The organism is Streptomyces sp. NPDC006516 (genome assembly GCF_040611875.1).
Taxonomy (GTDB): Bacteria; Actinomycetota; Actinomycetes; order Streptomycetales; family Streptomycetaceae; genus Streptomyces.
In genome coordinates, this window is record NZ_JBEXPD010000001.1 from 170,798 (window position 1) to 183,624 (window position 12,827).

Below are 12,827 nucleotides of genomic sequence, written 5' to 3' on the forward strand. Positions count from 1 at the left end.
TCGGCGACTCCTGGGCCCGGTGGTACGCGCCGCCCGGCCTGCTGCCGCTCCGACGCCGCCCCCGGGCCCCCGGCTCAGCCCAGGTCGTCCGGGGCCAGGTCGGGTCGCAGCCGGTGCCAGGAGGGCTGCCGCAGCCGCCCCGCCCTCGTACGGGTCGAGTAGCGCACCTCCCCGACGAGCCGCGGCAGCACCCATCGCGCGCCGGACACCGGCGGAGTCTCGTCGAAGGGGCACGTGTCGACCGCGGCGACCCGCAGCAGCTCGGCGAGCCTGGTCCGCTCGGCGTCGCTCCACCCCGTACCGACGCTGCCCGCGTAGCGCAGTCCGCCCGCGTGCCGCTCGCCGACCAGCAGCGCGCCGGGCAGGCCGCCCAGCCGGCCCCGGCCGGGCACCCAGCCGCCGACGATCACGTCCACCGTGCGGGCATGGCGGATCTTGATCCAGCTGCGTGAGCGGACCCCCGGTTCGTAGACCGAGTTCAGCCGTTTCGCGATCAGGCCTTCCAGCCCGGCCTCCCGTGTCATGGCCAGGGCCTCCTCGCCGTGCCCGACGACCACCGCGGGGGTGAACCAGTGCGGTCCGTGCAGCCCGAGCCCTTCGAGGGCCGCCCGGCGCTCCGCGTACGGCAGCGGAACGAGGCTCCTGTCACCCAGGAACACGGCGTCGAACAGCACCAGGTGGGCGGGGACCCGCTGGGCCATGCGGGCCGCCTTCGCCGGTGATCCGGAGAGCCCCATCCGCGACTGAAGCCGCTCGAAGTCGCTGCGCCCCTCGCGGTCCAGTGCGACGATCTCGCCGTCGAGGACGGCGGGCACGCCGTCGAGCGCGGGCCCGAGCGCCGCAAGGTCCGGATAGGCCGGGGTGATGTCGGCCCCTGACCTGGCGAGCAACCGCACCGAGCCGTCCCCCGGCAGATAGACCATGGCGCGCTGGCCGTCCTGCTTCACCTCGTACGCCCACTCCTCGGCGGTGACGGCGGGCGGCAGACGGCCGGGGGTGGCGAGCATGGGGGCGATGCGGGGCAAAAGCGTCATGGCGGCAGCTTCTCAGCTGATACACCGCCGGGCGGCGCACGGACGTGTGTCCCGCCCGGCGTCGCGCCATCGCGGCGGTCAGGCCGTCAGTTGTAGCCGAAGCCCCGGGGGAGCGGGGACTGGCGGAACAGCCGGGTGGGGACCGCGTCGGCGAGTGCCTGGTAGCCGGCGGGGTTGAGGTGCAGGTGGTCGCCGGTGTCCAGGGAGGCCAGGAGCTGCCGGGGCGCCTGCGGGTCGCGGACGGTCCGGTCGAAGTCGATCACGCTGTCGAAGCGCCCGCTCGTGCGGATCCAGGTGTTGACCGTCTGCCGGGCCTGCTCGCGGTGGCCCTCCGGGTCGTCGTAGCCGGTGTTGCCGCCCATCGGGGTCAGCGTCGCCCCGTACACGCGGATGCCGTGGGTGTGGGCCCGGGTGATGATCTGCTCGTACGCCGCGATCACGTCGGCGGCGACCCGCCGCTGGGCGGCCGCGGTGGCCTCGGCCGTACCGATGTCGTTGATGCCCTCGAAGACGAGCAGCCAGTCCACACCGCTCTGGGCCAGGACGTCACGGTCGATGCGGGCCAGGCCGTTGGGGCCCAGGCCGTCGTTGAGCAGCCGGTTCCCGCCGGCCGCCTGGTTGACCAGGGCCGTCTTCGACGTGGCCGCCCCGGCTCCGAGGCGCTTCAGCAGCAGGTCGGGCCAGCGGTTGTTCATGTTCGTCGTCGAACCCCGGCCGTCGGTGAGCGAGTCGCCGAGGACGACGGCCGCCGAGGTGGTGCTCCTGGACCAGACCTCGACGCCACTGAGGAAGTACCAGTGGTCGGTCGGAGTCGCCCCGGGCAGGTCGGCGTCGGTCACGTGCTCCCCGGCGCGCAGGTACGAGGTCGTACGCGAGCCGGGGTGCGAGGTGATCGAGGTGGAGGCCTGACCTGTCGCCAGATACACCGTCGCCGTCAGGTTCGACCCCGGTGCCAGCGGGAAGTCCAGCGGATCGGACACCGCCTGCGCCCCCACCGGGACCGAGACCGAGGAGCGGCCCTGGAAGGTCACCTGGCGGGTGGTCCCCGGGGCGATCGCGCTGGTGCCCGCCTTGCCGTCGAGCGGCAGCGCGACGGACACCTTGGTGATCGGCAGCGCGGTACCTCCGAAAGCGTTCGAGAACCGCAGCCGGATGTGCTCGCCGCCCGCGGAGACGTGGACCGTCTGCCGCAGGGTGGCGTCCGTGAGCACGGAGCCGTCCTGGGTGAACGGCGCAGGCGGCATGTTGCCCGGCTCCGTCAGCTGCGGCATGGACGTCCAGGTGCTCACCCAGCGGGCGTTGCGCTCATCGGGCGCCGGTGAGCTGCCTGGACCGTGTCCCTCACCGGCGCCGAGCGCGGGGGACACGACGGCGGCGGTCAGTGCCGCGGCGGCGAACAGGCTGAGGATCGACGACCTTCGGATCACGGTGGTGCTCCCTCTGGCTGGGTGGGGGAAGCAAGGTGAATCCATGGATGTGGACGGCGTCTTCACTGACGTCCGGGGATTCGAGCGGCAGGCTAGCGGCTCCGATAATTTTCGGTCAATGCTCCGAAAGCTTCGAAAACTTTCGAGGCGTCATGCGCCCAGGGCGTGCCCCGCGAGGGAGAGGCGCAGCCGGCATTCGTCCTCCGCCTCGACGGTGACAGGGATGCCCCGGGCCCGCGCGGAAGGCCGGCCCGCCCAGCGCCGGGCCCGCGCGGGAGGGTGTGGCCGGGGCCGGCGGGGAGCGGTGCCCCCGCCGGCCGTGGGGCCGGGCCTTGATCAGGCCGTGGTGCAGGCGTTTCCGCTGAGCGTGAAGGCGCTCGGGGCGGTGTTGGTGCTGCCCGTGGTGCCGGTGAAGCCGAGCGTGACGGAGCCGTTCGCGGCGATCGCGGCGGTGTATCCGGCGGGGGCGACGCTGACCTTGGAGCCGGTCTGCGTGGGCGTTCCGCCCCACATGTTGGAGATGGTCTGGCCGTTGGCGAAGGAGAAGCCGAGGTTCCAGCCGTTGATGGCGGTGGTGCCGGTGTTGCGGATGGTGATCTCACCCTGGAAGCCGCCCGGCCACTGGCCGACCACCTTGTAGCCGACCGAGCAGCCGACGCCCGGCGTGGGGCCGCTCGCGTCGGTGGTGACGCGGACCGTCGCCGAGCGCGTCGAGCGGTTGCCCGCGGCGTCCCGGGCGTAGACGGCGAAGTCGTACGCAGTCCGGGCGGTGAGCCCGGTCACGGTGACGTTGTTGCTGGTCGAGGAGGCGGCGGGGGTCTCGGTGCCGCCGCTGACGCGGACCACGTCGTACCCCGCGATGGCAACGTTGTCGGTGGACGCGGGCCATGTCAGGGTGGCGGAGGTGGCCGTCACCGCCGAGGCGGTCGGGGTGCCGGGGGCGGTCGGTGCCTGGGTGTCGCCCGGCTCGCCGTCGCCGAAGACGGTGGCCTCCTCCGACGTCTGCGCGATGCCGTTGGCGCCGTGGAAGATGCGCTCGCCCCAGGAGCTCAGCCGGCTCGGGTCGAAGTCGATCGCCAGGTCGAGGATCGGGTCGGTGTTGCCGCTCCAGGACCACGCCAGGTAGCCGAGGTCCAGCTGCTCGGCCGTGGCCATCATGGTGTCCTCGTCCGGGTCGCCCCACTGGTCGGCGGGACCGCCGAACTCACCGATGAGAAGAGGGAGTCCGGCGTCGACGAAGGCGTTCAGGTAGTCGGTGACGGCCTGCGCGGTGCTGTAGACGCTGTACATGTGGATCGAGAAGATCAGGTTGCCCGTGGTGTCGGCGTCGTACACGGCCTGGGCGTTGGCGCGCATGACGCCCTGCCAGTCCTGACCCCAGTTGGGGGCGTCGACCATGATCGTGTGGGCGAAGCCGGCCCCGCGCAGCTTCTGCACCGCGGCGGTCGTGGGGGCGGTCCAGCCGGCGGGGTTCGTGTTCCCCCAGGGCTCGTTGCCGATGTTGATGATGACGTAGTCCTCTTCGCCCGCGAGGACGTCCTTGAGGCTGATCCAGTAGTCGGCCGCGTGGTCGAGCGTGCCCGCCGCGGCGTCCTCGCCGTAACCGGTGGTGTCGTGCACCTCCAGTACGCAGATCAGGCGGTTGGCCTTGCAGTCGTCGACGATGCCCGCGACCTCGTCGGGGCCGTTCCTCGTCCAGCGGTGGCCGTCGGAGAGGACGACGCGGACGGTGTTGGCGCCGAAGGCCTTGATGTCGGCCAGCGACTGCGTCTCGCCCGGGTACCAGGTGTGGGCGTGGTTGACGCCGCGCATGACGAAGTCGTTGCCGTTGGCCTCCAGGAGGCGGCCGTCACTGATGTGCAGGCCGGTGGCGGCGGCCCGCGCCGGCTCGGTCTCGGCGGCCTGGGCCGCAGCCGGGCCGAGCGCGCCCAGCAGGGTGATGCCGAGGAGGGCGGCCAGGCTCTTCATCAACACCGTCAAGGGGCTTTTTCGTGCCGTACTCGTTGCTGTTCTCACTGCGACTCCAGAAAGGGTGAGCGCCGGATGAACCGAACATCGAACACTTGGAACACATCGAACATCGGACGGGTCGCGCATGGGGCGGGACGTGGGAGCGCTCCCATAAAGCCAGCTCGGCAGGAGCACGTCAAGACATCGGGCCTCTCTCGTTGCCGCCTCTCGCGATTCGCGGCGAGCGCGTCCGAGGGGGGCCGAGCCGAAGCCGACTGCTCAACTGCCTTCACCCGCAGGTCCGGTGAGGGGAACGTCTGTTTCAATGACGATCCGTGCGCTCGACGAAGGATGGCCGCTCGATGACGCTCCCCACCCCGCTGCACGTGCTCAACGAGGGACTGGCCTTCCTTCTGGAGGTCGCGGCCCTCGCGGTCCTCGCCTGGTGGGGGTGGCAGAGCGGGGGCCCCACCGCGCTGCGCATCGTCCTCGCCGTGGCCGCGCCTGCGGTGGCGGCCGTCCTGTGGGGGATGTTCGCCGCGCCGAAGGCCCGCACGCCCCTGCCGACGGCGGGAGTCCTGGCCGTGAAGGCGCTCGTGTTCGGTGCTGCCGTGGCTGCCCTGTACGCCCTGGGCCGGGGCGAGGCGGCCACCGTCTTCGCCGTCGTCGTCGCGGTCAACACCGCCCTTGCCACCCTGGACCGCAACGCCCTGATGCACCGGGGGACCTGACCGGCACCAGCCGTCCGCCGGGCCCCGCGCCGCGCGGGCGCGGGCCCGGCCGCCGGTCCGCCCGTCAGGCCTTGCTGGTGCAGATCGCGTCGTACGGGCGGCCGGGGCTCGGGAAGAGCTTGATCGGGTTGTCCGCCTCCGCCGGGCACTCCTCGGCCGTCTTGGTCAGGGCGAGCACCTTGTTCCCGCCGCCGGTCGCGCAGGGCACTTCCTTCGCCTGGTCGTCCACGCAGTCACCCACCACGAGCTGCCCGCCGCCCGCGCCCGCGTCACCGGGGTGGTCGCCGGAGAGGTTGCGGCCGCAGATCGTCTTGCTGGGGATGCCGCTGGTGGCCGCGTTCCCGCCGAAGGAGACCTTCACCGAGATGATCTCGTCCGTGCCCGCCGGGCACTCCACGGCGCCGGCGAAGATCTCCCCGTCCTTGACCGCGAGCGCCTTGATCGTCGCCTTGGGGTCGTCGCAGTCGAGCCCCTGGAAGCCGTCCTTCGACTGGCTGGTGTCGGGGCCCGCGCAGTCGCCGACCTTCCAGTCCCGCGACTTCTGACTGCCGTTCCCCGAGGACGAGCCACCGCCGTCCTCCGACGACAGACAGGCCGTGGTGGTGCCGAGCACGAGCGTGAGCATCAGCGCGGGCTTCACGCAGTCCAGAAGTACCTTGCGGGCGCCGCGTCCCGACGCGGAAGTAGGCGGAACGGCTCTCCCCTGGCGGCTGTTCCGGTTTCGCGTACTGCCGTGGGCGGTCATGCTGCTCCTTGGATACCTGACGTGTCCCACGCGGCACTCACTGTGACCCGCGCGGCTGTCCGGCCGTGAGGACGGCCGGACGACGGGCGGCGGTTCCCGGGTGGGACGAGTGCCTCGGCTTCGGCACCGAAGACGAGCGCCTCGGCTTCGGCACCGAGTTGCAACAGAGGGCAGCCGAGGGCCCCGAGAGCGCCCGTCGGCCGTACGGGAGGCGCGGGAGCGGTACCGTCGGCCCCATGGCAGACCCGACCCCGGAAGAGACCCTGCTCGCCCGTGCGGACGGGCCCGTCACCCGGGCCCGGCTGGTCCGCGATCTGACCGCGCTCGGTCTCCGCGAGGGCGACGTCGTGATGTTCCATACGCGGATGTCCGCCATCGGATACGTGGCCGGTGGCGCCCCGGCCCTCATCGGCGCCCTGCGCGAGACCGTGGGGGAGCGGGGCACCCTCATGGTGACCTGCGGGTGGAACGACGCCCCGCCCTACGACTTCACGAGCTGGCCCCAGCCCTGGCAGGACGCGGTGCGTGCCGAACATCCCGCGTACGACCCGGTGGTCAGCGAGGCCGACCACGACAACGGCCGTCTCCCTGAGGCGCTGCGCCGTTGGCCGGGGGCTGTCCGCAGCAGGCACCCCGACGTGAGCTTCGCCGCGCTCGGGCCGGCCGCCGAGGAACTGACCGCCGACCATCCGTGGGACGACCCGCACGGCCCGGGCAGCCCGCTCGCCCAGCTGGTCGCCCTGGGCGGCCGGGTCCTGATGCTGGGCGCCCCGCTGGAGACGCTCACCCTTCTCCACCACGCGGAATCGCTCGCCGACGCACCGGACAAGGTGTTCGTGGAGTACGAACAGCCGGTCCTGATCGACGGCCGGCGCGTCTGGCGCCGCTTCCGCGACATCGACTCCTCCGCCGGGGCCTTCGACTACTCCGCCCATACGCCGGAGGGCCAGGACCCCTTCGAGACGATCGTCCGGGACATGCTGGCCGCCGGAATCGGCAGGCGGGGCAGGGTCGGAGCCGCCGACAGTCATCTCTTCGAGGCCGGTGAGGTACTGGACTTCGGCCTGGCCTGGATCGAGGAGAAGCTGGGCGGGGGCGCTCGTTAGCGGACCCCGGTTCCGGGCCCGGTAGCGGACCCCGGTTCCGGCCCGCCCCGGCTCGGTCCTGCGGCTCAGGTGGCTGACCGCTCCACCGGGATCCACAGTTCGGCGTCCGCCTCCTTGCCGTCCTCGGACACCCGCACGCTCAGGATCTCGGGGCCCGGCCTGCTGGCGTACGGGTTCGACGGGAACCACTGCGTGAACACGTCCCGCCACAGGTACTGGAGCGCCTGCGGGAACTGCCCGGAGTTCTCGAAGACGGCCCAGGTGCCCGCCGGTACGGCGAGTGAGTCCAGGTCCTCGGGCACCTCCGCGCCCGTCACCACCCCGTGGTAGTAGTCGAGTTCGGTGCCCTCCGCCCGGCTCGGGTCGAGCTGGTCGCTGACGCCGACGATCCCCGCGGGCTCCTGGTCGGCCAAGGCACCGATGCGACGCAGCGTGTCCGGTGCGATGCCCCGGATGAACTCGGCGATCGCCGGATTGAGTCCTTCGTGCACGAGCGGTACGCGCACCTTCTTCCCGGCCACGTGGAAGGCGTCCTTCTCCACGATCCTGTATCGCATGCTGCTGTTCCCTTCGACGATGAGGCGGAAGGACATCCGTGGCTGGGAGTGCAGGGACGCACCGGTCCGCCGGGCCTCCCCAGGCCCCACCCCGTGCATGGCACGGAACGCCCGGGCGAAGGCCTCGCCCGAGCCGTAGCCGTAGCGCGTGGCGATGTCGAGCAGTGTCCGCTCGCCGGCGAGCACGTCGGCGCCCGCCACGGTGAGCCGCCGGCGCCGGATGTACTCCGACAGCGGCAGGCCCGCCAGCGCGGAGAACATCCGCCGGAAGTGGTACTCCGACGTCATCGCGATCCGTGCGAGACCGGCCACGTCGATCGGCTGGTCGAGGTGGGACTCGATGTGCTCCATGGCCTGGTTCAGCCGGTCCAGCATCCCGGACTCCTTCCCTTTCGCTTCCTCACGTTAGGAAGGACCCACCTTGCCCGACCCGACATCCTGTGCCCGTTGCGGTGGGGTGGGCGGCAGTCCCTGCCACTGACCGGCCCCCCGTCCCCGGGGACGAGCACCGACCGGCCTCCCGTTCCCGGGGACGAGACGGCGGGCCCCTCTCGTGCGCACGCCGGCGCATCCCCGCTCACGGAGTTCCGCTCGGTTTGCACCCCCGTTCACCACCCGTTACGACGGGAATCGTCAAGTCCGCCGACGATCCATGCATGACACACATAGCTCGCGCCAAGGCCTCCTCCTGCGTCCTGGCAGCCGCTCTCCTCGTCGGGATCACCGCCCCGGCGGTCTCCGCGCACGGCGCCCCCGCTTCCTCCTCCCCCTCGCGGGAATCGCACGCACGCATCCCGTTCACGCAGGCGAAGGTCACCGCGCTGGACGGCGGCTCCTACACGGTCGAGTGGAAGGCGCCCGGCACGCACCGCGTCGCCGTCAAGGCCGGTGGGCGTACGGTCGCATCGGGCGGGACGACGGGCAAGGTCACCGTGCGCGGGCTGCCCGCCGCCGACCGCCAGTGGTTCGACCTGGTGCCCGAGCGCGGTGGCTCCCTGCACCTCGCCGACCGGCTGATCGCGCTGGAAGGCAGCGTCAACTTCCGTGACGCGGGCGGCTACCGCACCACGGACGGCCACTGGGTGAAGATGGGCGAGATCTACCGCGCCGACTCGCTCGACAAGCTCACCACCGCGGACCTCGCGAAGCTGCGACGGCTCTCGATCCGTACGGTCTACGACCTGCGCACGGAGTCCGAGCGCTCCGCCGCTCCCGACCGCGTACCGGCCGGTGGCACGCACGTCGTGGCCGACGTCCTGGCGGGCTCGCCGGTCTTCACCGCCATGCCGACGACCCCCGAAGAGGGCGTCGCGATGATGGTCGAGGGCGAGAAGTTCATGGTCAGCGGCGACACCGCCAAGGCTGCCTACCGCACGGTCTTCAGCGGCATCGCGGACGACTCCGCCCACGCCGTCGTCTTCCACTGCACAGCGGGCAAGGACCGCACGGGCTGGGCCAACGCCGCTCTGCTCACCGCACTCGGCGTACCGCGTTCGACCGTCATGCAGGACTACCTCGCCTCCAACGACTACCGCGCGGAGGCCAACGCCGCGGCGCTCGCCTCCATGCCGGCCGCCCAGGCCGCCGTCTACAAGCCGCTGCTGGACGTGCGCGCCGAGTACCTCAACTCCGGTTTCGACGAGGTGGGTGAGGAGTTCGGCTCGTTCGGCGTGTACGGGAAGAGGGCGCTCGGCCTGGACGCCAAGGACGTACGCGAACTGAAGCGCGACCTGCTGGTGGGCTGACCCGCGCTGGTACGCCGGGCTCGTGCTGGCGCGCCGGCCCGTGCCGGTGGGCTGACCCCTGCTGGTGCGCCGGCCTCCGTCGCCGCGCTCGGCACCCCGCACGCACGGAGCCGGCCGGTGGACCGCCTCGAGTCAAAGGGACTCGGGGGACACCCGGCCGGCTCCGTCGGTGCGTTCTCAGCCCAGCAGGACGTCGTCGTCACCGAGACGCTTGAGCTCGCGGTAGAGGACCGCGAGACCGGTGACGATCTTGGCGGTGGAGACGATGGCGTCGATCGCCCGGAGCGTGTCGTTCTCCTCCCGGGCGAGCTTGGCCTCCTTCACCACGGCCAGCGCGCCGAAAGCGGTGGTGCCGAGCGACAGGTACAGCCTGGACCTGGACTTCTTCTTGCTTGTTGCACTCATGGATACGGGCCTCCTCGGACTGCGGGTGCCCCGCTTTCCGGGAAGGTCACCTCCGTTCTGTTCCCCGTGGCCGGAAATCCTTCCCGGGCAGCGGCGTGAAGTCGGCCAGGTCCTGTCAAGGGCCCGGGGGTCCGTAAGGACTGCCGGCCGGGGCCCATGGGTACGGCCGGCGGTCCGGTGGCAGGGACCGGACAGGGGCCCCGAGGGCCCTTGTGGGCCCGGTCGGCGGCGTCTGAAGCTTGCACTCCTCCGCCCCGTCGGGACGCGGAGTCGGGTCCTCGTGGAACACGGACGGAGACGCACATGAGCGGAACGAAAAGGGTTCTGCGCCGCATCGCGGTGGGCGCGAGCGCGCTGCTGACTGCGGTGGGCATCACGATGGTGGGGGCGTCACCGGCCGCTGCCGTGGACTACTACTACGAGCTGCCCTACCCGGCGGGCGAGGCGTACACCGTCACCCAGGGGCCGGAGGGGACGTACTCGCACACCGGCCCCTACAACGAGTACGCCTGGGACTTCGGGCTCCCCGCCAACTACGAGGTGTCCGCCGCGCAGGCGGGGACCATCGTCTACTCGAACTGGTCGCCGTACTGGCAGAACGGCATCGAGGTCCTCATCCGGCACTCGAACGGGCTGTGCACCCACTACGCGCACCTCAACCAGTCGTTCTACGAGCCGGGCGACTGGGTCCCGCAGGGCCGGATCGTCGGCTACACGGGCAGCACGGGTGCCTCCACCGCGCCGCACCTGCACTTCCAGGTGATCAACTGCAACACCCGCGTGGGCGTGCCCGCCACCCTCCAGGGCTGGACGCCGTGGACCGGGACCCGCCCGGTCAGCGTGAACCACTACGCCTGATCCCGGGCGTGCGCACCGCGGTTCTCGCCCCGAGCGGGGACTGCGGTGCGTTCAGGGCGACTTGAGCAGGTCCCGGAGCCCGGCGGCGAGCGCTCGGACGTCCGGCGCCCCGGGCATCCCCACGGCCGCCTCTTCGGCTACGTCACCCTCCGAGGGCGTCCGGCAGGGGCGGCACAGCCCGTCGGGGAGTGCCTCCGGACGGCCCGGGGCCCCGCACTTGGTGCACTCCAGCATCACGCGGTGCACGTGCGTACCCGGCGGGGGCGGCGACGGGACGGCGGGCACGTGCGGCGGGATCTTGTCGGTGAGCCTGCGGCGTACGAACCCGACGGGGGAGTCGACCCGGGGCGGGAGCCCGGCGGTGAGCGCCTGGGTGAGGTAGTCCGCGTCCACGCCGCGCGCGAACCACTCGGCGGCCCGGGCCTCCAACACCGCGCAGTCGGCGGCGGACAGGGGCAGCCGGGAGTCGACGCGACCGAGCTGCGCCAGGACCAGGTAGGCGGGGGAGGGCTCGGCCGGGATCCGCTGCTGAGGCACGGTGCGAGGCGCGGGTGGCGCGACGGGCTCGGATGACGCGGGGCTGGGGCGTTCGGGTTGTGTCGTGGCCTCCGTCAGCACCGGGGCCGGAGCGGGGGCATCGAGGGCTGCGGTGGTCCTGGGGGTCTCGCGGGCCTCTGCGGGCCCCGGAACCTGCTCCGGGGCTTCGATACGGGCTGGTGCGGGTTCTGCCGCCGCAACCGGCGACGACGCGGCCACGGGAGCCGACACCGGAGCCGCGGGCGGCGCGGCCATGGGAGCCGTCGCCGGGGTGACCTCGATCGCGGCCCACCACTCGTTGTCGCGGGCGGTGCGCGACCAGAACGTCCGTGAGACCCAGCGGACCTGCCCCAGCTCGCCGACAAGGCACCGTACGCGGCGCAGATGTCCCGCCGTGGCCAGGGCCCTCAGTGCCGAACCCACGGCCTGCTGGCCGTACAGCGGCAGCTGCTTCGCGAGGCTCTTGACGTCCATCGACGCGCCGTCGGGCAGCCGGTCGATGAATCCGGCGATGTACCGCTCGCGAACGGGCAGCAGTGCGAAGTCATCTGCGCGGCTCGGGAGTTGGCCGGGCATGGAGCGCTTGCCGTAACCGGGCTTGGCCATCGGGTACGGCCGCGAGGATGCGGGTGCGCGCAGGGCGGAGCTAGGGTGCTGGATAGCCACGGGATCGCTTTCTTCGATCTTGCGGTCAGACCCCGTCCGGTGCTTCCAACACCGTGTCGGGGTCGTTTGGTTCTCGCACCGTAGGCAGTCGCCACGCTCCGCCGCAAGTTGGTCACGATTAGTCATACTTGCTGGCCGTGACGGGGTAGGGGAGGTCAGGGAGGTTTTCCCGAACCCCCTTCTTTCCCTACCGGTCAAAAGCATCGCTCGAATCCCGGCCCTCGAATCCCGACGCCCGGATCCCGAAGCTTGAGCTTCGGGCGGAGGACCCGATTCCGGTCCCCCGGAACGTGTGAATCCACAGGACCGGCGCTCAGATCCCGGAGCTCGGCTCCCGAGCCCCGAGCGCCGAGCGCCGAGCCCGCTGGTCGGGTCGACCGGTCGCGCCCGCCGGTCGGCCCCGGGGGTCGAGCCGCGCGGTCGAGCCCGGCGGTCGCGCCCGGCAGTTGTGCGCGTCACGGACGCCATGGCCAAAGAGAACCGAATTCTGACTTTGTCACAGCGAGGCAACCGCCCCGCACGTCCGATCGTTTGTCGCGAATTCCTGGATACGGTTCCCGACACCACTGGACCCAACGGGAGGATATTCATGGGGCTCAAGCGTGCAGGCCGATTCGGGACCGTCGGCGCACTGGTCGCAGGAACGATCGGCGCATCGATCGTGCTGACCCCGGCCTCGGCATCCGCGGACAGCGCGTGGGAGTGCTACGGCACCCAGGTCAAGCGCTGTGCCACCGTCTGGTGGGACCGGACCACCGACACCTACCAGGCGCGGGCGAAGATCACCGACGCCACCGGTGGCAACAACTACTCGGTCAAGGTCACCAATGTGAAGCTCCAGCGCTTCAACGGCAGCGGCTGGGTGACCGTGAAGTCCAACCAGGACTACGACGGCTGGTTCGCGACCTCGGACTCGGTGGCCACCGCCAAGGTCGACCCGTGCAGGTGGCCGACGAACAGCTTCGGCGTGGTGGCGACGTTCAGCTGGAAGGGCGCCTCCACCGGCGAGAAGACCTGGCGTCCCGACATGGGCTGGGGCCACGCCTGCAACTGATCCGCGGCCCGC

12 protein-coding genes are annotated in these 12,827 nt (G+C 71.6%); 5 read left to right on the forward strand and 7 right to left on the reverse strand.

The window, feature by feature from the left end; all coding sequences use genetic code 11:
* Window positions 1–74 precede the first annotated feature (74 nt).
* The 3 genes from ABZY45_RS00760 to ABZY45_RS00770 form a co-directional block, all read right to left on the reverse strand.
* A complete protein-coding gene (locus ABZY45_RS00760) occupies window positions 75–1,034 on the reverse strand; it encodes an ATP-dependent DNA ligase (RefSeq protein WP_356734677.1) in 960 nt (319 codons plus the stop codon).
* 86 nt (window positions 1,035–1,120) lie between these two features.
* Complete coding sequence (locus tag ABZY45_RS00765; RefSeq protein ID WP_356734679.1) at window positions 1,121–2,461, reverse strand: SGNH/GDSL hydrolase family protein; 1,341 nt, start codon at window positions 2,459–2,461, stop codon at window positions 1,121–1,123.
* Window positions 2,462–2,797: 336 nt separating this feature from the next.
* Window positions 2,798–4,477, reverse strand: coding sequence for a cellulase family glycosylhydrolase (locus tag ABZY45_RS00770; RefSeq protein ID WP_356734681.1), 1,680 nt, complete (start codon window positions 4,475–4,477; stop codon window positions 2,798–2,800).
* A gap of 296 nt (window positions 4,478–4,773) precedes the next feature.
* Here ABZY45_RS00770 and ABZY45_RS00775 point away from each other — a divergent pair, with 296 nt between their 5' ends.
* A complete protein-coding gene (locus tag ABZY45_RS00775) occupies window positions 4,774–5,142 on the forward strand; it encodes a YrdB family protein (protein ID WP_356734683.1) in 369 nt (122 codons plus the stop codon).
* Window positions 5,143–5,206: 64 nt separating this feature from the next.
* On the opposite strand, the gene ABZY45_RS00780 is transcribed toward ABZY45_RS00775, so the two are convergent.
* Window positions 5,207–5,782: a hypothetical protein gene (locus tag ABZY45_RS00780; protein ID WP_356734685.1), complete on the reverse strand. Its 576-nt coding sequence runs from the start codon at window positions 5,780–5,782 to the stop codon at window positions 5,207–5,209.
* Window positions 5,783–6,123: 341 nt separating this feature from the next.
* Between ABZY45_RS00780 and aac(3) the strand changes: the two genes are divergently transcribed.
* Window positions 6,124–6,993, forward strand: a complete 870-nt coding sequence (gene aac(3) / locus ABZY45_RS00785) for an aminoglycoside 3-N-acetyltransferase (protein WP_356734687.1) — start codon at window positions 6,124–6,126, stop codon at window positions 6,991–6,993.
* Between the two features lie 65 nt (window positions 6,994–7,058).
* On the opposite strand, the gene ABZY45_RS00790 is transcribed toward aac(3), so the two are convergent.
* A complete protein-coding gene (locus ABZY45_RS00790; protein ID WP_356734689.1) occupies window positions 7,059–7,925 on the reverse strand; it encodes an AraC family transcriptional regulator in 867 nt (288 codons plus the stop codon).
* Between the two features lie 281 nt (window positions 7,926–8,206).
* Here ABZY45_RS00790 and ABZY45_RS00795 point away from each other — a divergent pair, with 281 nt between their 5' ends.
* The gene (locus tag ABZY45_RS00795; RefSeq protein WP_356734691.1) at window positions 8,207–9,295 is read left to right on the forward strand and encodes a tyrosine-protein phosphatase; all 1,089 of its coding nucleotides are present in this window, start codon (window positions 8,207–8,209) and stop codon (window positions 9,293–9,295) included.
* Between the two features lie 177 nt (window positions 9,296–9,472).
* Here the strand turns inward: ABZY45_RS00795 and ABZY45_RS00800 are convergent, their stop codons facing one another.
* Window positions 9,473–9,700 (reverse strand): hypothetical protein, encoded by a 228-nt coding sequence (locus ABZY45_RS00800; RefSeq protein WP_356734693.1) that lies wholly within the window; start codon window positions 9,698–9,700, stop codon window positions 9,473–9,475.
* A gap of 303 nt (window positions 9,701–10,003) precedes the next feature.
* Here ABZY45_RS00800 and ABZY45_RS00805 point away from each other — a divergent pair, with 303 nt between their 5' ends.
* Entirely contained in the window at window positions 10,004–10,558 is a 555-nt protein-coding gene (locus ABZY45_RS00805) for a M23 family metallopeptidase (RefSeq protein WP_356734695.1), read from the forward strand.
* A 51-nt stretch (window positions 10,559–10,609) separates the two neighbouring features.
* On the opposite strand, the gene ABZY45_RS00810 is transcribed toward ABZY45_RS00805, so the two are convergent.
* A complete protein-coding gene (locus ABZY45_RS00810) occupies window positions 10,610–11,761 on the reverse strand; it encodes a MarR family transcriptional regulator (RefSeq protein WP_356734697.1) in 1,152 nt (383 codons plus the stop codon).
* 589 nt (window positions 11,762–12,350) lie between these two features.
* Here ABZY45_RS00810 and ABZY45_RS00815 point away from each other — a divergent pair.
* Complete coding sequence (locus ABZY45_RS00815) at window positions 12,351–12,815, forward strand: hypothetical protein (RefSeq protein ID WP_356734699.1); 465 nt, start codon at window positions 12,351–12,353, stop codon at window positions 12,813–12,815.
* Window positions 12,816–12,827: the final 12 nt, after the last annotated feature.